The 20,700-nt window shown below is 66.6% G+C and carries 19 protein-coding genes and 1 tRNA gene; 8 read left to right on the top strand and 12 right to left on the bottom strand.

What is annotated here, in order from left to right:
• The first annotated feature begins 39 nt into the window (after nucleotides 1–39).
• The 3 genes from U0R18_RS20430 to U0R18_RS20420 all read left to right on the top strand — a co-directional run bounded on the left by U0R18_RS20430 (nucleotide 40) and on the right by U0R18_RS20420 (nucleotide 2,778).
• A complete protein-coding gene (locus tag U0R18_RS20430; RefSeq protein WP_526371891.1) occupies nucleotides 40–2,133 on the top strand; it encodes a UvrD-helicase domain-containing protein in 2,094 nt (697 codons plus the stop codon).
• Nucleotides 2,134–2,227: 94 nt separating this feature from the next.
• Nucleotides 2,228–2,377, top strand: a complete 150-nt coding sequence (locus tag U0R18_RS20425; RefSeq protein WP_526371889.1) for a hypothetical protein — start codon at nucleotides 2,228–2,230, stop codon at nucleotides 2,375–2,377.
• Between the two features lie 146 nt (nucleotides 2,378–2,523).
• The gene (locus tag U0R18_RS20420; protein ID WP_526371887.1) at nucleotides 2,524–2,778 is read left to right on the top strand and encodes a WhiB family transcriptional regulator; all 255 of its coding nucleotides are present in this window, start codon (nucleotides 2,524–2,526) and stop codon (nucleotides 2,776–2,778) included.
• A gap of 98 nt (nucleotides 2,779–2,876) precedes the next feature.
• Here U0R18_RS20420 and U0R18_RS20415 read toward each other — a convergent pair whose 3' ends face one another.
• The 3 genes from U0R18_RS20415 to U0R18_RS20405 are packed head-to-tail and all read right to left on the bottom strand — an operon-like array spanning nucleotide 2,877 to nucleotide 6,505.
• Nucleotides 2,877–4,208 (bottom strand): macrolide-binding ATPase MABP-1, encoded by a 1,332-nt coding sequence (locus U0R18_RS20415; RefSeq protein WP_526371885.1) that lies wholly within the window; start codon nucleotides 4,206–4,208, stop codon nucleotides 2,877–2,879.
• A gap of 43 nt (nucleotides 4,209–4,251) precedes the next feature.
• A complete protein-coding gene (locus tag U0R18_RS20410) occupies nucleotides 4,252–5,091 on the bottom strand; it encodes a cyclodehydratase (protein ID WP_526371883.1) in 840 nt (279 codons plus the stop codon).
• A 37-nt stretch (nucleotides 5,092–5,128) separates the two neighbouring features.
• The gene (locus tag U0R18_RS20405; RefSeq protein WP_526371881.1) at nucleotides 5,129–6,505 is read right to left on the bottom strand and encodes a zinc-dependent metalloprotease; all 1,377 of its coding nucleotides are present in this window, start codon (nucleotides 6,503–6,505) and stop codon (nucleotides 5,129–5,131) included.
• Between the two features lie 84 nt (nucleotides 6,506–6,589).
• On the opposite strand from U0R18_RS20405, the gene U0R18_RS20400 reads away from it, so the two are divergent.
• The 3 genes from U0R18_RS20400 to U0R18_RS20390 all read left to right on the top strand — a co-directional run bounded on the left by U0R18_RS20400 (nucleotide 6,590) and on the right by U0R18_RS20390 (nucleotide 10,868).
• Complete coding sequence (locus U0R18_RS20400; protein ID WP_526371879.1) at nucleotides 6,590–7,612, top strand: YlbL family protein; 1,023 nt, start codon at nucleotides 6,590–6,592, stop codon at nucleotides 7,610–7,612.
• A gap of 56 nt (nucleotides 7,613–7,668) precedes the next feature.
• The gene (locus U0R18_RS20395) at nucleotides 7,669–10,644 is read left to right on the top strand and encodes a UPF0182 family membrane protein (protein WP_526371877.1); all 2,976 of its coding nucleotides are present in this window, start codon (nucleotides 7,669–7,671) and stop codon (nucleotides 10,642–10,644) included.
• 147 nt (nucleotides 10,645–10,791) lie between these two features.
• Nucleotides 10,792–10,868: transfer RNA gene (locus tag U0R18_RS20390), tRNA-Met, on the top strand.
• A gap of 76 nt (nucleotides 10,869–10,944) precedes the next feature.
• Here the strand turns inward: U0R18_RS20390 and U0R18_RS20385 are convergent.
• The gene (locus tag U0R18_RS20385; protein ID WP_526371875.1) at nucleotides 10,945–11,763 is read right to left on the bottom strand and encodes a hypothetical protein; all 819 of its coding nucleotides are present in this window, start codon (nucleotides 11,761–11,763) and stop codon (nucleotides 10,945–10,947) included.
• A gap of 205 nt (nucleotides 11,764–11,968) precedes the next feature.
• Nucleotides 11,969–13,294 carry a hypothetical protein gene (locus tag U0R18_RS20380; RefSeq protein WP_526371873.1) on the bottom strand — a complete coding sequence of 442 codons (1,326 nt, stop codon included), beginning with the start codon at nucleotides 13,292–13,294 and terminating at the stop codon, nucleotides 11,969–11,971.
• Nucleotides 13,295–13,975: 681 nt separating this feature from the next.
• On the opposite strand from U0R18_RS20380, the gene U0R18_RS20375 reads away from it, so the two are divergent.
• Nucleotides 13,976–14,509 carry a hypothetical protein gene (locus U0R18_RS20375; RefSeq protein WP_526371871.1) on the top strand — a complete coding sequence of 178 codons (534 nt, stop codon included), beginning with the start codon at nucleotides 13,976–13,978 and terminating at the stop codon, nucleotides 14,507–14,509.
• Between the two features lie 62 nt (nucleotides 14,510–14,571).
• On the opposite strand, the gene U0R18_RS20370 is transcribed toward U0R18_RS20375, so the two are convergent.
• The 6 genes from U0R18_RS20370 to U0R18_RS20345 form a co-directional block, all read right to left on the bottom strand.
• Complete coding sequence (locus tag U0R18_RS20370) at nucleotides 14,572–15,411, bottom strand: nucleotidyl transferase AbiEii/AbiGii toxin family protein (RefSeq protein ID WP_526371869.1); 840 nt, start codon at nucleotides 15,409–15,411, stop codon at nucleotides 14,572–14,574.
• A complete protein-coding gene (locus U0R18_RS20365) occupies nucleotides 15,408–16,424 on the bottom strand; it encodes a hypothetical protein (protein WP_526371867.1) in 1,017 nt (338 codons plus the stop codon). The genes U0R18_RS20370 and U0R18_RS20365 overlap by 4 nt, the downstream gene beginning before the upstream one ends.
• A gap of 82 nt (nucleotides 16,425–16,506) precedes the next feature.
• On the bottom strand, nucleotides 16,507–17,184 hold the full coding sequence (locus U0R18_RS20360; protein WP_526371865.1) for a helix-turn-helix domain-containing protein: 678 nt from the start codon (nucleotides 17,182–17,184) through the stop codon (nucleotides 16,507–16,509).
• A 38-nt stretch (nucleotides 17,185–17,222) separates the two neighbouring features.
• A complete protein-coding gene (relB, locus tag U0R18_RS20355; RefSeq protein ID WP_526371863.1) occupies nucleotides 17,223–17,546 on the bottom strand; it encodes a type II toxin-antitoxin system RelB family anti-toxin in 324 nt (107 codons plus the stop codon).
• Between the two features lie 54 nt (nucleotides 17,547–17,600).
• Nucleotides 17,601–18,935 carry a site-specific integrase gene (locus U0R18_RS20350; RefSeq protein WP_526371861.1) on the bottom strand — a complete coding sequence of 445 codons (1,335 nt, stop codon included), beginning with the start codon at nucleotides 18,933–18,935 and terminating at the stop codon, nucleotides 17,601–17,603.
• A complete protein-coding gene (locus tag U0R18_RS20345; RefSeq protein ID WP_526371859.1) occupies nucleotides 18,932–19,114 on the bottom strand; it encodes a helix-turn-helix transcriptional regulator in 183 nt (60 codons plus the stop codon). Before U0R18_RS20345 ends, U0R18_RS20350 begins: the two co-directional genes overlap by 4 nt.
• Nucleotides 19,115–19,519: 405 nt before the next feature.
• Between U0R18_RS20345 and U0R18_RS20340 the strand changes: the two genes are divergently transcribed.
• Entirely contained in the window at nucleotides 19,520–19,843 is a 324-nt protein-coding gene (locus U0R18_RS20340) for a helix-turn-helix domain-containing protein (protein WP_526371857.1), read from the top strand.
• 24 nt (nucleotides 19,844–19,867) lie between these two features.
• On the opposite strand, the gene U0R18_RS20335 is transcribed toward U0R18_RS20340, so the two are convergent.
• Nucleotides 19,868–20,287 carry a hypothetical protein gene (locus tag U0R18_RS20335; RefSeq protein WP_526371855.1) on the bottom strand — a complete coding sequence of 140 codons (420 nt, stop codon included), beginning with the start codon at nucleotides 20,285–20,287 and terminating at the stop codon, nucleotides 19,868–19,870.
• Nucleotides 20,288–20,700 lie beyond the last annotated feature (413 nt).

Genomic DNA, 20,700 nt, shown 5'->3' with positions numbered 1-20,700 from the left:
GGCGTCATCATGTCACCCGGCCCTGCCATGATGTTCCCCATGGCAGGCGAACAGGCGCTCCTGACGGGTCTTGACGAGGAGCAGCGCGCCGCCGTGCTGGCCGCCCGGGGCCCGGTGTGCGTCCTGGCCGGCGCGGGGACGGGCAAGACCCGCACCATCACCCACCGCATCGCGCACCTGGTCGGCCTCGGGCACGTCGCAGCGGGTCAGGTGCTGGCCGTCACGTTCACCCAGCGCGCCGCCGGGGAGTTGCGGGGCCGGCTGCGCACCCTGGACGCCGAGGCGCAGACGGGCACCGGGGTGGGCGCGGTCCAGGCGCTGACGTTCCACGCCGCCGCCCGCCGCCAGTTGCGGTACTTCTGGCCGCGGGTGATCGGCGGCAGTTGGGAACTGCTCGACAGCAAGTTCGCGGTCGTTGCGCAGGCCGCGGCCCGGGCCCGGATCCAGACGTCCACCGACGACGTGCGCGATCTGGCCGGCGAGATCGAGTGGGCCAAGGCGTCGCTGATCACCCCGGAGCAGTACGCGCAGGCCGTCGCGAAATCGACGCGTGACGTTCCGATGGACGCCGAGAAGGTGGCCACCGTGTACGCCGGATACGAAAACCTGAAGGCGCGCAACGAAACCCATCTCCTTGATTTTGATGACCTGCTGTTGCACACGGCCGCGGCCATCGAGAACGACGCCGCGGTGGCCGAGGAGTTCCGCGACCGGTACCGCTGCTTCGTCGTCGACGAGTACCAGGACGTCACCCCGCTGCAGCAGCGGGTGCTGCAGGCCTGGCTGGGTCCCCGGGACGACCTGACCGTCGTCGGCGACGCCAACCAGACCATCTATTCGTTCACCGGCGCCACCCCGCAGTTCCTGCTGGACTTCTCCCGGCGCTTCCCGGATGCCACCGTCGTGCGGCTGGAACGCGACTACCGGTCCACCCCGGAGGTGGTGTCGTTGGCCAACCGGGTCATCGCGAATGCCCGCGGTCGGGTCGCCGGCAGCCGGCTGCATCTGGTCGGCCAGCGGGATCCCGGCCCGGAGCCGGTGTTCAGCGAGCACACCGACGAGGTGGCCGAGGCCGCCGCGGTGGCCCGCTCGATCCGCAAGCTCGTCGACTCCGGGACGCCGGCTGCCGAGATCGCCGTGCTGTACCGGATCAACGCGCAGTCCGAGGTCTACGAGGAGGCGCTCACCGAGGCCGGGGTCGCGTTCCAGGTCCGCGGCGGCGAGGGGTTCTTCAGCCGCCAGGAGATCCGGCAGGCGCTGCTGGCGTTGCAGCGCGCACCCGAGCCGGTCCTCGGCGCGGAGCTGCCCGCCGCCGTGCGTGAGCTGCTCGAACCGTTGGGCCTGACCGCGCAGCCGCCGACGGGCACCCGGGCCCGGGAACGCTGGGAGGCCCTCGACGCGCTGGCCGATCTGGTCGACGAAGAAGTGGCCCTGCGTCCGGAGCTCGACCTGGCCGGCCTGGTCGCCGAACTGCGGCTGCGCGCCGACGCCCGACATCCGCCGGTGGTGCAGGGCGTCACGCTGGCGTCGCTGCACGCGGCCAAGGGTCTGGAGTGGGACGCGGTGTTCCTCGTCGGCCTGACCGACGGCACCCTGCCCATCAGTCACGCGCTGGCGCACGGTCCCGACAGCGAGGCCGTCGAGGAGGAGCGCCGGCTGCTCTATGTCGGAATCACCAGGGCCAGAGTGCATTTGGCGCTCAGCTGGGCGCTGGCGCGGGCGCCGGGTGGCCGGCAGGGCCGCAAGCCGTCGAGGTTCCTGTCCGGGCTGAACCCGCACGCGCCGGCCGTCGAGAGCGGCTCGCGCAGCCGCCGGCCCAAGCCGGGCAACGCGCGGTGCCGGATCTGCAACCAACGGCTGACCACGCCGACGGCGGTGATGCTGCGCCGCTGTGAGACGTGCGCCGCCGACGTCGACGACGAACTGCTGGCCCAGCTCAAGGACTGGCGCTCGCGGACGTGCAAGGAACTCAAGGTCCCGGCGTATGTGGTGTTCAGTGACAACACGCTGATCGCCATCGCCGAGTCGCTGCCCACCGATGACGCCGCGCTGGTGGCCATTCCGGGGATCGGGTCGCGCAAGCTCGAGCAATTCGGCCCCGACGTTCTGGACCTGGTCCGCGCCCGTAAGTGAAAACCGCAGGTCAAAAATAAGTTGTGGGGCTCCGCGTGCTCCGAGTAACGTGCGGGAAGCACATCCACGTGACGAGCCCGGAGGGAGGACCGCGATGAACAACATGCCCATGCAGTGGGTACCGGCAGACAACGCTGGGTTCATCCCGGCCGCCCATGCCCATGCCGCCAAGGCGGTTCCCGCTCCGCGTAAGCGTCGGACCGCCGCCAATGACCCGTCCGTGGATCGGGGCTTCATCACCTAGCCCGAACACAGCCCGGCACGAAAAGCCAAGGCCACGGACCCGAGTCAACCGGATCCGTGGCCTCAGTGTTTCAGCGCCGAAACACCGCAGCCGGCCCGGATCTCGAGGAAACAGACCGCCACGAGACCAGGAAGCAGGTGTTGGACATGTCCGCCCTGAAACGGCCGGTGCTGCCGTGCCATGTCGGAGATCCCGACTTGTGGTTCGCCGACGACCCCGGTGATCTGGAGCGGGCCAAGGTGCTGTGCGCCGACTGTCCGATCCGGGCCCAGTGCCTGACCGCGGCGCTCGACCGCGCCGAGCCGTGGGGTGTGTGGGGCGGCGAGATCGTCGAGCGCGGCTCGGTGGTCGCGCGCAAGCGGCCGCGCGGCCGCCCGCGCAAGGACGCGATCGCCGCCTGAGGCCCCTCCTTTTGCATCTGTTCAGCGCTCCCTGCGACGAATTGCGAGTGGATCTCGCAGTGGAGGCTGAACAGATGGGGGCTACGGGTCTGGAGGGGTTATGCGTCCGGGTCGCTGAAGCCGGGGACCAGGTCGTCGGCGATCTGGCGGACCGGCACATGGGCGTCCAGCTGACACGAGATGGCCACCACCGAGGCGATCACCCGCATCGGGATGGCCAGCTTCGGCGGGATGTTCATCTGCCGGGCCGCCTTGATCTGGCCGGCGGCCTTGTCCATGTCGATGGTGGCCATCCGCTGCAGCCACTTGCGGTTGTAGTGGAACACCGGGACCGACAGCGGCTCGACGTATTGCTTGAGCATGTCGTCCACGTCGTCGGTGGACACCCGCTCGCCCTTCTGGATGAAACCGATCTGCTCCATGGTCGGCAGCAGCTTGTCGTAGTTCTTGTCCACCGCGTAGCGCAGGATCCGGCCCAGTTCGCGGGGCATACCGCCGGGCAGCGGCGCCACCGCGCCGAAGTCGATGACGCCCATCTTGTCGCCGATCAGCATGAAGTTCCCGGGATGCGCGTCGCCGTGCATCATCTCCAGGCGGCGGGGGGCGTCGTCGGTGAGCTGGAAGAGCCGGTAGCCCATCAGGTCACGCTGGTCCTGGGTGCCGTTCTTGATGATGTGCGACAGCGGGATGCCTTCGATCCATTCGGCCACAACGACTTTCGGCGCGCTGGCCACCACGTGCGGCACGACGAAATCCGGGTTGCCGTCGTAGGCCTTGGCGAACGCCCGCTGGTTCTCGGCCTCGAGCCGGTAGTCCAGCTCCATCTCGGTGCGGTCGATCAGTTCGTCGACCACGCCCTGGATGTCGGCACCCGGGGAGAGCTGCTTGAAGATGCCGACGAGACGCTTCATGGTCTTCAGGTCGGCGCGCAGGGCCTCGTCGGCCCCGGGGTACTGGATCTTGACGGCGACGTCGCGGCCGTCGGACCACACCGCGCGGTGCACCTGGCCGATGCTGGCCGAAGCGACGGGCTTGTCGTCGAAGGACTGGAAGCGCTCGCGCCACTTGGTGCCCAGCTGGCCGTCCAGCACGCGGTGCACCTTGTCCGCCGGCAGCGGCGGGGCGTCCTTCTGCAGCTTGGTGAGGGCCTCGCGGTAGGGCTTGCCGAACTGCTCGGGCACCGCGGCTTCCATCACCGACAGCGCCTGGCCGACCTTCATGGCGCCGCCCTTGAGTTCCCCGAGGACGGTGAACAACTGGTTGGCGGCCTTCTCCACGAGTTCGGCGTTGACCTCGTCCTTGGAGGCGCCGGTCAGGCGCTTACCGAAGCCCAGCGCCGCACGTCCGGCCATCCCGCCGGCCAGTCCTGCCAGCTTCGCGTTTCGCGCCACGCCACCGCGTTTGATCTCTGACACCAGACCATCATCCATGACGGAGGTGTGAATGGAACCACCGGAGTGGCAACGTACGTTGTCAACACCGGCAGCGGGGATGCCGGGGCCAGTGCCGGCTGGTGATCGACCCGGCCACCACGTCGAACTCCAGCGTCGAGGACAGCGTTGCCGGGGCGGGCCGGTCCGGCTGGCCGCGGATGGCCCGGATGACCTCCTCGATCTGGCCCAGCGCCAGCGCGGCGGTGGCCAGCACGGTGGCCCGGTCGGCGGTCCCGACGGTGTCGCGCAGCTGGGCCGCGACGGCCGGCCAGGCCTCGTCGTGATCGCTGCGGTGCAGGTCGACGCAGGTCAGGCAGGCCGTCGCGCCGGGAAGCACCATCGGTCCCACCAAGCCGACGCCGTCGCGGATCCGGACCGGCAGGTGCGCCACCTTCGCCTCGTGCAGTTCGCGCAGCACCCGCGGGTCGGCGACCAGCTGGTCGGTCAGCACCATCAGGTCGGTGTTCGCGGCCTTGATGACGACGTGCGACTGGCTGGTGTGGGCGACGCGGGCGCCGGACCGCTGCAGCGACTCGGTCAGCGCCTCGGCCAACGGGCCGCGGCCGTGGACCCGGATGGCGGCGGCGCGGCTGCGGGAGGCCACGGGCGCGGCGCGGGCCACGCCCGCCGACACCAGCGCGTCGACCAGGTCGGTCAGCTCTTCCCGACGGGTGAGGCCATGCCGGCCGGCCTCGCTGAGTAGATCGTCGACGGCGGCGCCGGCATGCATCGTGCGCAGGACGGTAGCCAGCGCGGGCGCGGTCAGCCCGGATGGCGGCTGCACCAGCACGGCCCGGCGCGGATCCCAGCCGACCTGCACGGCGCCGTCCGGGCGCAGCAGCACCGGCATCGCCGGATCAAGGGTGTAGCGGCCCGTCATGGGACGGGACTGTGGCAGAACGCCGCCGAGTGCGGGCTCAGCTATCCACAGGGGCTTCGGGGTCCTGGGGGTCCTCACGCAGCGAGCGCTCCAGATCCGCGATCGCTCGTTCCATTTCGGCGTCGGAGGCCGCCGTTCCCCCGCCGATCACCCGGTCGATGAACGCCGCGGGCTCATCGAGATCGGCGGCGCCCGGCAACAGATCGGGGTGGGCCCAGACGGCGTCGCGGCCCTCGACGCCGGCGGCGTCGGTCAGGCGCTGCCACAACTGAGCGGCCTCGCGCAGCTTGCGCGGCCGCAGTTCCAGGCCGACGAGCGTGCCGAACGTCTTCTCCGCGGGGCCGCCGGTTGCGCGACGCCGCCGCAGCGTCTCGGCCAGCGCGGTGGCACCGGGCAGCCGATCGCCGAGTGCCGCGGTCACCACGGTCTCGACCCAGCCCTCGATGAGCGCCAGCAGCGTCTCGAGCCGCTCGAGGGCGGCTTCCTGTTCGGGGGAGGCCTTCGGCTCGAAGATGCCCTGGTTGAGCAGGTTCTCCATGGCGCTCGGGTCGGCCATGGCCGCCGGGTTGAAGCCCTGGGCCAGTTCCTCGATGCCGCTCATGTCGATCGAGATGCCGCGGGCGTAGGCCTCGACGGCGCCCATCAGCTGCGACGAGAGCCACGGCACGCCGCTGAACAGCCGGTGATGGGCGGCCTCGCGGGCGGCCAGGAAGGTCATGATCTCGCTGCGGGGCTGCTCGAGCCCGGCCGAGAACTCCTCGATGGCGGTGGGCAGCAGCGCGGCGACGCCCTTGGGTCCCAGCGGCAGGCCGACCTCGGTGGAGGTCAGCACCTCGCGTGACAGCTTGCCCAGGGCCTGCCCGAGCTGTGAGCCGAACGCCATGCCGCCCATCTGGGTGATCATCGACAGCAGCGGCCCGGCCATGCCCTTGGCCTCCTCGGGCAGTGCGGAGGCCCAGACCGTCGAAATCTGTTGTGCCACTGGGTCGCACAGCCGCTTCCAGGTGTCCAGCGTGTTGTCGATCCAGTCGTTGGGGGTCCACGCGACGGCCTTGGCGGTGCCGGCCGGCAGGGTGGTGGCGGGGTCCAGCCAGAGTTCGGCCAGGTGCACCGCGTCGGCGATGGCGGTGACGGTGGCCTCCGGGATGGGCGCGGTGAACCCGATCGCGCTGGAGGCCAGCTGGCGCGCCAGGTCGTAGTTCACCGGCCCGGCGGATGCGCCGCCGTGGGCCATCGCGCTGCCGGCGCCGGAGAACATCTGGCCCAGCCGGGTGAAGATCTGGCCGAGGTCGGCCATGTCGCCGGAGCCGAAGCCGAACGGATCAGAGGCTGATGGGCCGCCGGTCTCGGCGCCCTCCCGTTTGTCACGGTCGGGGTCTTCCCCGGAGGAGAAGCCGAAAGGCAGGTCAGGCATGACCTCAACGGTACCGACCGCCGCGGCAGCGTGTGCCATCCCGCGTCACGCTCTCAGTGAAGTCGCCCGGCTAATGTTGCGGGCGTGAACAGGCGCAGTGCGACGGTGGCGGTGGCCCTGGTGCCGATCGTGGTGTTCGGGTTCCTGCTGGCCGCGGTCACGGTGCCGTTCGTCTCGCTGGGCCCCGGGCCCACGTTCAACACGCTGGCGGAGTACGACGGCAAACAGGTGGTCGACATCAAGGGCACCGAGGTCAAGCCCACGTCGGGCAACCTCAACATGACCACGGTGTCCCAGCGGGACCAGCTGACCCTGGGACAGGCCCTGGCCATGTGGGCGTCGGGGGATGAGCAGCTGGTGCCCCGCGATCTGGTGTACCCGCCGGACAAGAGCCGCGAGGACGTCGACAAGGCCAACGACGCGGAGTTCAAGGACTCCGAGGACAGCGCCGCCTACGCCGCGCTGGGCTACCTGAAGTACGCGCCGGCGGTGACGGTCGCCCAGGTCAACGACAACGGCCCGGCGAAGGGCAAGCTGCAGGTCGGCGACGCCATCGACGCCGTCGACGGCAAGCCGACCGCCACCCTGGACGAGTTCACCGCGCTGCTGAAGGCCACCAAACCCGGTCAGCAGGTGGTGCTGGATTATCGCCGCAAGAACGCGCCGGCCGGCACGGTCACCGTGACGCTGGGCTCGAACCCCGACCGGGACTACGGCTACCTGGGCGTCGCGGTGCTCAACGCGCCGTGGGCGCCGTTCAGCGTCGACTTCAACCTGGCCAACATCGGCGGCCCGTCGGCCGGACTGATGTTCAGCCTGGCCGTGGTGGACAAACTGACCACCGGCGACCTGAACGACGGCAAGTTCGTGGCCGGCACCGGAACCATCTCGCCGGACGGTGCGGTGGGCCCCATCGGCGGGATCACGCACAAGATGAGCGCCGCCCGCGACGCCGGCGCGACGGTCTTCCTGGTGCCCGCCGACAACTGCGACGAGGCCCGCACCGGCGATCAGGACGGCATGCGGCTGGTGAAGGTCGACACCCTGACCACCGCCGTCGACGCCCTGCACGCCCTGTCCAGCGGAGGCGACGCGCCGCACTGCTGAGCGACGCGTGCGTACAGTTGAGTGACCGTCGACCAGTGATGATCAGGAGTTAACCCGTGGGGATGCGCCCTGCCGCCCGGATGCCCAAGCTGACCCGGCGCAGCCGGGTCCTCATCACCACCGCGGTGGCCGTCGTGGCGGTGCTGCTGTTCGGGCCCAAGCTGATCGACACCTACGTCAACTGGTTGTGGTTCGGCGAGTTGGGATTCCGCTCGGTGTTCACCACCGTCGTGCTCACCCGGCTGATCATCTTCCTGGTCGTCGCGCTGGTGGTCGCCGCCATCGTGTTCGCCGGGCTCGCCTTCGCCTACCGCGCCAGGCCGGTGTTCGTCCCCACCACCGGGCCCAATGATCCCGTCGCCCGGTACCGCACCGCGGTGCTGGCGCGGCTGCGGCTGATCTCCTGGGGCGTGCCGCTGGTCATCGGCGCGCTGGCCGGTCTGGTGGCCCAGAGCTACTGGGTGCGGGTGCAGCTGTTCCTGCACGGCGGCTCCTTCGGCGTCACCGATCCGCAGTTCGGCAAGGACCTCGGGTTCTATGCGTTCGAGCTGCCGTTCTTCCGGCTCGTGGTGACCATCCTGTTCGTCTCGGTGTTCCTGGCGTTCCTGGCAAACGTGGTGGCGCACTACGTCTTCGGCGGCATCCGGCTGACCGGGCGGCAGGGCGCGCTGAGCAAGCCGGCCCGCATCCAGCTGGTGGTGCTCATCGGGGTGCTGGTTCTGATGAAGGTGTTCGCCTACTGGCTGGACCGCTACGAACTGCTCTCGCACACCCGGGCCGGCAAGCCGTTCACCGGTGCCGGTTACACCGACATCAATGCCGTGCTGCCGGCCAAGCTGATCCTGATGGCCATCGCCCTGATCTGCGCGGTGGCGGTGTTCTCGGCGCTGGTGTTGCGCGATCTGCGCATCCCGGTGATCGGCCTGGTGCTGCTGGTGCTCAGCTCGCTGATCGTCGGTGCGGCGTGGCCGATGATCGTCGAGCAGTTCAGCGTCAAACCCAATGCGGCGCAGAAGGAATCGGAGTACATCAAACGCAGCATCCTGGCCACCCGGCAGGCCTACGGGCTGACCGACCAGTCGGTGTCCTACCGGGACTGGGGTGGCAACACGCCGACGTCCGCGCAGGAGGTGGCCAACGACCGCGCCACCATCTCCAACATCCGGCTGCTCGACCCGACCATCGTCGGCCCGGCGTTCACCCAGTTCCAGCAGGGCAAGAACTTCTACAGCTTCCCCGACCAGCTGTCGATCGACCGCTACAACGGGCCCGATGACAATCTGCGCGACTTCGTCGTCGCGGCACGCGAACTCAACCCGGACCGGTTGATCGACAACCAGCGCGACTGGATCAACCGGCACACCGTCTACACCCACGGCAACGGCTTCATCGCCTCGCCGGCCAACACCGTGCGCGGAATTGCCAACGACCCCAACCAGAATGGCGGATATCCGGAGTTCCTGTCGTCGGTGGTCGGCGCCAACGGCACCGTGGTGTCGCCGGGCCCGGCGCCGCTGGATCAGCCGCGGGTCTACTTCGGCCCGATCATCGCCGCGGCGGCCAACGACTACGCGATTGTCGGCAGCAACGGCGCCGACCGCGAGTACGACTACGAGACCAACACCGAGACCAAGAACTACACCTACACCGGCTCCGGTGGCGTGAAGCTGGGCAACTGGGTGGCGCGCAGCGTCTTCATGGCCAAGTTCGGTGAGCGGAACTTCTTGTTCTCCAACGTGATCGGGCCCAACAGCAAGATCCTGTTCAACCGCGATCCGGCCGACCGGGTGAAGGCGGTGGCCCCGTGGCTGACCACCGACTCGAGCGTGTATCCGGCGATCGTCAACAAGCGGATGGTGTGGATCGTCGACGGCTACACCACCCTGGACAACTACCCGTACTCGGAGTTGACCTCGCTGTCGTCGGCCACCGCCGACTCGACCGAGGTCGCGATGAACCGGCTGATGCCCGACAAGCAGGTGTCCTACATCCGCAACTCCGTCAAGGCCACCGTCGACGCCTACGACGGTACCGTGACGCTGTACGCCCAGGACGAGACCGACCCGGTGCTGCAGGCCTGGGAGAAGGTTTTCCCCGGCACCGTCAAGCCGCGCAGCGACATCAGCCCGGAACTGGCTGCGCACCTGCGGTATCCGGAGGATCTGTTCAAGGTGCAGCGCGCGCTGCTGGCCAAGTACCACGTCGACGATCCGGTGACGTTCTTCTCGACATCGGACTTCTGGGATGTGCCGCTGGATCCCAACCCGACCGCGTCGAGCTACCAGCCGCCGTACTACATCGTGGCCAAAGACCTTGCGGCCAATGACTCTTCGGCCTCGTTCCAGTTGACCAGTGCGATGAATCGGTTCCGCCGCGACTTCCTGGCGGCCTATATCACCGCCAGTTCCGATCCGGCGACGTACGGCAAGATCACCGTGCTGACCATTCCGGGTCAGGTCAACGGGCCCAAGCTGGCGTTCAACGCGATCAGCACCGACACGGCGGTCAGCCAGGACCTCGGTGTGATCGGCCGGGACAACCAGAACCGCATCCGGTGGGGCAACCTGCTGACGCTGCCGGTGGGGGAGGGCGGACTGCTCTACGTCGCTCCGGTGTACGCCTCGCCGGGCAGCAGCGACGCCGCCTCGTCGTACCCCCGGTTGATCCGGGTGGCGATGATGTACGGCGACAAGGTCGGCTACGGACCCACGGTGCGCGACGCGCTGGACGGCATCTTCGGGGCCGGCGCGGGAGCCACCGCCACCGGTCCGGCGCCCGCCCCGGGGCAGAGCGCCCCGCCGCCGGCGAAGGTTCCACCGGCGCAGGCCGCGGTGCCGGAGGTGCCCACGCCGGTGGCTGCGGTGCCGCCGGGCAGTGTGACCATCTCGAACGCCAAAGCGGCTGCGCTGCAGGAGATCAAGACCGCCATGGATGCCGTCAAGCAGGCCCAGCAGAGCGGGAACTTCTCGGACTACGGCGCTGCCCTGCAACGGCTCAACGACGCCATGACCAAATACGACAACGCCGGGTAGCGGGTGCCCTCTCTCGGCGAGTGTGCGTGTTGGTCCGCGGACGCGCCGTGAAATGTGTACTTCCGTGCACGTTCGGCAGCGCTGGAGGGCCTCTGACCACGCGATTTGGAGGCCCCGTGGCGTGCCCGGTAACCTAGCGTTCACCATCGCGGGGTGGAGCAGCTCGGTAGCTCGCTGGGCTCATAACCCAGAGGTCGCAGGTTCGAATCCTGTCCCCGCTACCAGGTGAAACGGCCCTCGGACTTCGGTCCGGGGGCCGTTTTCGTGGGGGTGGGAACACTTTTGGGAACATTAGTGGAGCTAGGAAATCGATGCCGAGGAGTTAGGTCGTTCGTATCGGCCTCGGATTAGCGCGGACACGGTCGACTGCTTCCAGGGGCACCCCTGTGGAGTGCGCTGCCCTATGGCGTTGAGGCATTGTGCTGCGGCGATTTGCGTGCACCCACAGCATCGAGTCAACCAAACTGCATGGCGTCTCAACGCCGGCTCCCGTTGCGCCCAAGGCGCGTTCGGTGAAGGGAGACCGGCGGGCAGGCTGACCATGATGTCGGAACCAACGTTGGACGACATCGCCGACAGCACGTCATGGTCGGCCGGTTCCGGGAATTGGGAGGGTTTGCCTCTCGACGCCTTGGCTGACTCGACCATGGCTTCTTCGATCTGCCGCCCGAGGGTTTCGACTCCGCCGTTAGCAAGAGCCGCTTGATCGAGGTTGTCGACGGCCTGCACCTCGGTGCGCAGCGCGAAGTCGATCTCCGAGCTCCCGCCCGTGGTCGGGCACGGGATCAAATGTGGACCGGTGAATAGGTTCAAGCCGTGGCGTTGGAGCACAAGTCCGATGCGGCGGAAGTGCTGCTCGCGGCCGAGGTCTTCTCGCGGGTAGGGCACCCATATAGGCAGCTTGGTGGCGATCGCGTGGCTAAGTGCCGCAACGAGTCCTCCGACGTCGGCTAGTTCCTGACAGCCGGCGGCCTCCCCCGGTTCGAAGGAGAACACGACAGAGATGGCCGTCCCATGTTGGGCGGCCACCCCCTCGAGCATCTCGACGTGATCTGTGGTCTGGTGGTCACCGAGCAGGACAACGTGGTGCAAGTCCGTAGGCGTGTGTTTGTCGGACATCTGCATCACTTCCGAACCAGACGGCGGGTGAGTCGGCCGTATAAACTGATCACTGGTTGTACACGCGGATCGATCATAGGAATTGTCCTCTCGCTCAATGGATTTAGAATTTCCCACGCGCCCATCGAGGTCGTGTAGGCATGTTGAAGAGAGCGGGGCGGGTGGGAGTTCTCCCGCCCGCCCCGCTGTTTCGGGCTAGGTGTTCCTAGGCCGCCGTCAGCGCGGTCGCGAGGTCGATGAGCGCACGGCGGATCTCGGCTTCGAGTTCGCCGGCGTGCTTGCGCACCACTCCGGTTTCCTTTTCGATGCCGGTCACCGCAGAGCGCAGCGGCCGCAGGTGGCCCAGTGCGCTCTCGACTCGCCCGATGCCGTCGCGGATCTGCTCCCGCTCGTCCAGCGAACCGCTGGACGTGGCGGTCATTCGGGCGAGCAGTCGGGCAACCTGCACGGCTGTCACCAACAACTGTTCGGTTACCGGGGAGTGGTCGTGGTGCAGTACCACTACGCGCTCCGTGAGGTAGACCCGGAAGCCGGCCGCCTGGGCATCGCGGGGAAGTGCCTCGGGCGTTTGCGCGAGGAGGAGCCCGGCGTGGGCCTCCCGGTTATCCACCATCTGCCGCAACTGCGGGACCGTGAGGGGACGTGAGGATCCGGTCCGGCACTCGACCGCGACTCGGACACCGTCGACGTCGTCGTCACACACGTGCAAGATGTGGTCGCCGGCCCTGCTGCGTCCATGCCCTGCGGAGTTGCCGACAGGTTCGACGGTGTCGCCGAGAATCGCGGTGATCCGAGCGATGTCGTTGAGCGCTTCGGATTCCCAGTCGTTGCCCGCCTGAACCGGTGTCGGAATATTCGCGTCCTGGGCGACGATCTTCTCCGACAGTGTCGAGATCTGCCCACGTAGGCGCTCCTCGATCGCGGAGGTCTCCACGCGCAAAGCGGCGATCGCGCTCTCGCCGTTGGCGAGATGGGTCATCAGCGGGCTACCGCCTTCGATGTCGAACAGCCGTTCCAGGGCCGCTCGGGTTCCACGGTTCAAGGTCTCCTGCAGGCGTACCTCGAGCACCTGCGGGAGGGCCGTGGGACCACTACCCAACAAGGCATCCTGAATCGGCTTGATCGACTTCGCCAAAGTTTTTGCGGCTTCGGCCGTCACGGAATCCATAGCCGCCGACAGAGCGCCAGGGCGCTCGTTGTCCCCGATCACGCGGTCAAGTTCCTTGCCGATTGTCTCGCTCAACTGGCTAGCTACTTGCTGGGGAATCTCCGTTAGAGCATCCATTTGCGCGACGGCTCGGTGCAGGTCACTGATAGTGGCCTGCGCGGATCCCGTGGCGACGCTCAGAATGCCGATCTTGAAGATTCGCTTGGCGGCGTCGACGGCTCCTGCCGCGTCCTCGCCGAGCCCGCCTGCCTTCGCGAACGCGACCACTTCAGGATCCTCATGGATGAGGGACGTCATCAACGCCCTCTCGTCCGTGGACAAATAGACGCTCTCGATGGCGTCCTGATGCTTTGGTGCGGACACTTGCGTGCCTCCTTGTTACTTGTAGGAGTGCCGCCGTCCGCAGTAGCCTCGACGTGTGGGTTCGTGGCTGTCCAAGGACGGTGGCGATTCGCATCAGGGAAGTCGTTGACGCGGCTTCCCTGATTTTGCCCACGGATCTATGTCCCCGTGAGCAAGTCTCGGCATAGAGCGCAGTTTTCGCTGAAACGTGCACCGTTCTGACCGATAGCGCCCCCACCACCTGGTACGTTCCCAGAGTCGGCGGTGGTTGCCAACACGACATTACACAGGACGAGACTGAAAAACCACTCTGATCAGCAGGTTAAATCCGACTAGAGATGTTGCTGACACGGTCTCAGAGAAGTGGGTAGTACTCTTATAGATAAGTCACTAGTACTCTTGGCTATCGAACTATGAATGTCATACTCAGACCATCGACGATAGTCACGGCCCATCTTATCTACAAAGGTTGAAATCATGCCACTGAACAGGGACTTTGATCTGGCTTGCAGGCTTGCGAAGGAGATTGACCAAGGTTCTGGGAATCGGAGGGGCGTGCCCGTCCGTTCGGCTTTCGTGCGGGATCTCGACGGTGGGGCGGGCGCCCCAATGAGAAGGCTCGTTGGGTTAGGGGGCCGCGGTGGAGAGTTGCCGCTCAAGCTATACATGGCGCTGATTTGGAGAAGCTCGAAGGCGCCGTATGTGACGCTCTACTCGGCGCGCAAGTGGGCGGAGCTGCTGGCGCTCCCGGATCCCGCGAAAAACGGCGCCCGCCGGGTCAAGGACGCGCTGAGGACCCTCGCTGAACAAAAACTCATATCCGTCGAACACCGTCGTGGGGAGCCCTCCAAGGTCACACTGCTTCGCGATGACGGCAGTGACCAGCCGTATACGGTGCCGCGCGGCCAAGAGAAACAGGACTACTACTTCCTGATACCCGCGGAAATGTGGACAACTGGAACGTTGCAAAGGCTCTCTGCAGCTGGGCTGGCCATGCTCATGGCGGTTCTCTCCTGGAAGAAGCCTGGGGAGGAGGTCTGGTGGTCAACCGAGATGTTTCCTGCTCAATACGGTCTGTCGTCTGCTACCCGGGCGCGCGGGACGGCAGAGCTACAAGAAGCCGGGCTGCTTGAGGTTGATCGCAGGCTTTTTGCTAGTTCCGGCAAGGGTTTCACCGTCGACCGTGTCCGTAGCATTTACCGCGCTGTAGGCGACGCCGTGCCGAAGAAGTCGTAGACGGTTGTGCTGCACAGTCAGGTGACAGTTGACTCCGTCCGTGCAGCAGACCTGTTTGACTGCTACCGCAGAAGTCGAGTGGTGAATGCCCTCACCGCCAGCTGGCCGTCCGCTGCGACGGTCACCGCGTCGTCTTCCGGATGGTTCTCGGTGAACTGCCGTACGTACGCCGCGGCGCCCTGCGCCGACGGCTCGGCGAAGTTCGCCTGCAGATCGAGAAGCTGGGTGAGCATCTCGCCGGTGGGAGTGCCGAAAACTTCCAGCACGCGCTCGGCGGCGGCGATGGCGTCACCGTAGTCGTTGTGCAGCAAGACGAATGCCAGGTCGTACCAGTCTTTCTCCTTGCGACGCCCATGTGCCGCAGCCACTTTCGCGAGTAGGAAGCCGGCAAGTCCGGCGACGTAGATTTCTGCTTCTCGGCGGACACCCTGGTCATTGGCGGCGATCTTCTGAATCACGGTGTCTCGTGCGGCGTACCCGGTTCCCCGTAGGTTCGCCGCGCCGAGCATCTTGCAGCCGGTGAACGTCACCGTGGTGTTGTTGCGTTCGTTGTCGAGGTCGGCCAGCAGTTCGAACTTGACCGTCGCGCGGACACCGTCGGGGTCTCGCAGCTCCCACCGCCAGACGCGCTCGTCGTCAGGCTCGAAGCCGGCGTTGAGCAATGCTTCTTCCAGCCGGGTTGCTTGGACCGATCCGCCGGCGATCTCCAGGTTGACCTGGACGTCGACGTCGGTGGTTCCGGCATGCCGCTTCGGCGAATTCGAGCACAGCAGTGCGGGCACCAATCCGCCCAGCAAGACGAATTCCGGCCGGCCGCCGTAGTGATGCACGACCCGCACGAGCGCGAGTTCGGCCGCACGCCGTGCCGCCACGGTGCGCACCGGTTCTACGTCGTCGCTCACCGCGTCACCATCTCCTGGTGGAGGTGTTCGGCCGCGTCTTCGCCACGCACACCGCTGATTCGGAGATCGGCGTACGCGCGCGGCCACAACACTGAACGGAAGCCGTCAGCGATCGTCTCGCTGAGTCGCGGACCCGCCGGGGTGGGGAACGGTCGCAGGACCAGGCGACCACCGTCCATCTCTTGCAGATCAGCGGCCATCGCTGCTCGACGCACGTCGCTCCATGTCTTGCCGGCCACATACATCTCCAACGGGGCAACCTCGGTCTGCACCGGTGCGAGCACGCTCGCCGAAAGTGCGCTCGTGACTGCCCAATCGATACCGGCAGCCGTCAAGCGTCGACCGGTGTCGACGACACCGGCGGTCGGGTCGCGCCACAGCACGCCGACCCGAATCGTGATGGGGGAGCGCAGTCGCTCGGCAGCCGTCGCGTACGCGTCGAGGAACCCGTCACGATCCTCGATGCGCCGCGCCGCAGCCGGGCCTCGGGCGGCGGAACTGCTCAGGAACCCTTCTTCCTCAAGGAATTTCAGCGCGGTCACCGCGCTGCCCATCGATATCCCGGTGGCATCGATGACGGCGTTGGCGCTGGGTGTCGCGCGGTGGGCCAGGAGTGCTTCACAGACGGCGAGTGTGGACGGCCGCCAACCAACACGGGCGTCAAGGGGGGCTGGCGGCCGGCCGGCGGTGTCGACGGCGATCAGCGTGTTGGCATCGTCTGCGATGAAGATCTCGGCCGCACCGGATTCGTCCACCCAGCCGACTCGCGCCTTCTTGGCAGCTTCGCGCGCCCCTGGTGACATGCGCGGCGCGACGACGACATCGGGCCGTGGGGCCGCACGCAACGCCTCTTCGACCTGTTTGGGCCACCCCACAGGCAGCCACCGCACCAGCGCTTTCTTCCGGCCTAACGTGACGATTACGTCGCGATTCGGCCCATCCGCAGAACGCCCAGTCAGCGCAGTGCGCAGCACGGTTTCCAGTGCACTCACGATCCGCTCCTGGTAGGCCATACTCCGAATATATATCAACCGATATCTATACCTCAACATATCAGTGAGGAATGAAATTTGTTGAGGTATAGATGTCTGGACCTCACGGAGTCAAAGCGCGCTCAATGATCCTGCCGGCGATGCCGACAGCTCGTGGATCACCCTCGTCAAACAGGTCGATCGCGGCAACCACCTCGGCAGCAGCATGGTTGTCGGCAGGATTTCGGGGGATCGCGTCGGTGGCCGACACGGCCCAGATGACCGCGTTGGGCACGCGATCGCCGTTCACTCGCCGGAGCCCATGATCGGCGATGAGGTCCTCGATGTCGGCGGCGTTTGCGTAGACGCGGAGTTGTCCAGACGGCTCCAGATCGTCGATGACGCGGTCACCGCTGAGGACGACGCGATCGTCATCTTGCACTCCGTCGAGTGCGGGTTTGAACGCCCAGAGGTGAACGGGCTTGCCGCGGTTGCCCATCCAGGATCGCAGCCGCTGTCCGGGTGCGGCGTCGTCGGCGAGACCGTCGAGGCGGTGACGCAGGCGGGCCGGCATCGGGTCGGGCTCTCCCGCCAAGCGGCGCAACACCGACCATGCGGACTGCTCGGACATCGGCCGGCCGGCAGATTTGGCGCGGAAAGAGGCGACAGCATCAGCGGGGATCAACCAGCGGCCCATCATCCGCTGTGCGGGGAGACTGCCTTCGGCGATCATCGCGCGAACACGGCGTTCACTGACGCCGAGTTGCCTGGCGGCCTCGGGGCCACTCAAGACGTTCTCCACGGCACAATCATACCGCTAACGGAATAATTGTGTATCGGCTACGGCCGCAGCTCGACGACGCCATCGGAGAACTCGGCAACGATGCGCAGTTCCCCGCCCAGCGCGGCGACGTACGACTGCAACGTCCCCAGCTCGGTGTGCGAAAGGTCGCCGCTCTCCAGCTTGGACACGCGTGCTTGCGATACACCCATGATCGCGGCGAGGTCCGCTTGACGTGCGTGGCCACGCGCCCGGCGGACGTCCGCGAGGCGTTCGGCCAGAGTTGCGTTGCGCATCTTCCTGTTCGCCGCCTGGACGCGCTCGGGGTCGAGGCGGCCCTGGGCAATCGCCTCGGCACGGATGTCGCGCCAATTGCGTGCCATCGCTTGCGGCCTCCCTGGACGCTTCCTGGATATAACTTGAGCATTATATCGAGATCAGGCCTCGTCGTCGGAATCGTCGAATTCCCAGTCATCGCCAAGCAGGAACTCCGCCGCCTGGTCGGCTGCTTCTCGATCGTCGTTGCGCAGCACATGCGCATACGTCTGCAGGAAGAACCCGACGTCGGCGTGCCCGATCCGCTCGGCAATCACATTCGCGCTCACACCGGCCTTCAGCGCCCCCGTCGCATACGAGTGCCGCAGATCGTGGAACGTTATCCGCTCCAATCCCGCGGCCGCCGCGAGCCGGTCGAACCGCTGCCGAATGGTGTCGGGATGCGGAGGTCGGCCGTCCTCGAACGTAAACACGTAGTCGCCCGGCTTATAGTCACGGCCGAAGAACTTGCGCTCCCCATCCTGCAGCTTCCGCCACTGACGCAGCGCCGAAACGGTCACCCGGTCAATCGAGATCGTCTGGTCGGCGTTGACCGTCTTGCCGCCGGCCTTCTCTCGTGCGTGTCCGTCGACCACGACGCGGTTGTCGTGGAAGGTGAGCAACCTGGCGTCGAGGTCGACGTCGGCCCACTTGAGCCCGCAGAGCTGGCCGCGCCGGACCCCGGTCATCAGCTCCACCAGGAACAGGGCCGCGAAGCGATCCTTTTGCACCGACCGCAGGAACGCCTGGATCTGCTCCGGTTCCCAGACCGGCCGGCGTGACCGGACCCTCTTGGGCGGCCGCACATTCGATGCCGGGTTGTGGCTGAGGTACTTCCACGCGACGGCATCGGCGAGTGCGCGGTGGATCATCGCGTGGATGTTGCGGATCGTCTTCGGCGCCAGCGCGGGGGAGTGAGGCTTCGGGATTCGCCCAGACTTGTACCGGGTGATCGCCGCTCGCGCGGAGTTGAGGGTCGTTCCGCACTTCGCGGAAACCTCGCGGGCAGTGGGATTTTCGCCACGCTCGACCGCCTCGGACCAGTATGCGTACATGGCGCCGTTGGAGTCCTTCTTGATCCGTCCATCGCTCAGCAACGCGCTGTAGAGCCGGAGCAGTTGCGGTTCGTCGAGTCGTTGCAGGCGCTGTTCGCCGATGCGCGGAACGACGTAGTACACGGCGTAGTCCTTCCAGCCCTGCCACGTCGTTGGCTCGATAGTCGGCTCGATGGCGGGGAACCATTCGTCGAAGAACTGCGCGACCGTGCGGGAGGCGGGGCGCACGACGCGTCCCTCGTCCGCCTCCCGCATCGCCTCACGACAGGCCTTCCAGGCTTCCTTCTCGGTTCGGAACCCGCCCTTGGTGACCCACGGATACTTCCCCGTTCCGGGGTCTCGTTCCGAGATTCGAAACTTGTAGTACCACGACGAGCCCCGTTGGTAGACCGACCCTTTCACGCTGCACCGATCTCTCGAAGCGACGCCGTCACGACGTACACCCGGCCGCCGAGCCGGCGGTTCGGCAACTCGCCGCTGTTCACCAGCCGGTAGGCCGCCGCGCGGCTGATGCCCAGAATCCGGGCCGCGTGTGGGACCGCCAGCAGCAGCGGCAGGTTCTCGAAGAACTCATCCTTCACGTTCAATCACCTCCTCTCGAGCGTCCTGTGCGATCAATGGGAAGGTCAGGAATCACGCTCGACTACTTGCGGCATGTGTGGATAAGCCGAGTATGCGATAGACGCTGCGACACAACAACACTCATGGAAATTTCGTCGTAACGGAGTTGGCGAGCTGTGGACGGCGCCGCACTTGTGGACAACGGCAGCGTCCGAACTGTCGTCGGCGGTACCGACGTGAACCGAGTTGTATCGAATCGGCAGGGTGAGCACTGCCGCGACGTGAGGTGAGTCCAAATGAACTGAGCAACAACGAGACTGAATACGCGACGTCGAGCGTGCGCGAACGGCATCGAAATGTACTGAAACGCACTCAGTCGGCTTGGGAGGTGGCTATCGGCCCCGATGCGTGCCTACCGTTGATTCATGACCGAACACGCCTGTCCGCCGTTGACGTACGACCTGGCGGAGGCCGCCGAACGAATCGGGGGAGTCTCGGAACGGTGGCTCGCGGCTCAACTGCGCGACGGCAAGATCCCTGGGCGCAAGGTCGGACGGAAATGGCGGATGACGGCCGGCGACATCGACGCCTGCCTGGACATCTTCAAAGTCGGCCCGCAGCAACGATTGCCACACGGATCATCAGACGCCCGGGAAGCCAACCATCGGCCTGAGCGAGACCGGAAACCGGACCTGCGAAAGTCCCGTCCGCCAGCCATGAAGGACGATCAGTTCCTCCTCTTCCCATGACATGACGACGTTGGCGGCATCCGATCACCACAGCCAGCGATCTCGAAGAAGGCGCTTACGGGACAGTGCCGCGTACAGCTTCTCCGCGGCCCGCAGCGTCGATGAGTGCGCGCCGCGGTCGAGCTCTCCAGCCTCAGCCTTGGCAGCCAATCCTTCAAGGACGTGGCGGCACGCACGCGGCGATGTAAGGACCATCCTCGCCGCTTCCGCCGGGGTCGCAGGAACCTGCGTGGTCTCGTAGCGGACTCGGTTGACGATCCGCTCGACGGGCTTCTCGACGGTCTCCACGCGCACGGCGATCGCTCCATTGGCGGCCGCCCGGCGCTCCTCGTAGGCGGCGCGCCGGCATTGCTGCGAGCACCAGCGCGGCGGCCGCCCGGGCCTCGGCGACGGCGGAACCGGCGGCATATCTGAGCCACATCGAGGGCACTTTCCGGCTTCCATGAACTCAGCCTAGTTTCATACGGACGAAATTGCGTTACCGTTCCGAGACCTAAATGCACTAGGTGTGATGGGTTTCGGGGGGCAAGAATGCAACTTAGTTAGTAAAGCTAGCGAGGGCGGGCGGGACTAAGGCAAACGACGGTCGGAGGCAAGGGCGACGAGGCGCAGAAGCGGTTGACCTGTCGGGTGCTGGAGTCGGAGAAAACGAGAGTGGGGGTGGAGTGCCGCGGTACAGGTTCAAGTGGGCCAACCTCTCACCAGCGTTACTCAAGGTCCTCTGCCGCGACCTTCTCGGGGATCTGCAAAGCAACCCCGCGGATGCGCTCGCCCGCAACTACGGGGCACGACCCCGGGAGGACTTCGTTCGGACCGCGTGGCCGATCTTGCGTGAATCTTGGCTCCGCGTGTCCAAA

It is taken from the genome of Mycobacterium sp., from assembly GCF_046330795.1.
Classification (GTDB): Bacteria; Actinomycetota; Actinomycetes; order Mycobacteriales; family Mycobacteriaceae; genus Mycobacterium.
The sequence above is the reverse complement of the archived record's forward strand: the minus strand, read 5'-3'. Positions and strand labels throughout refer to the sequence as shown.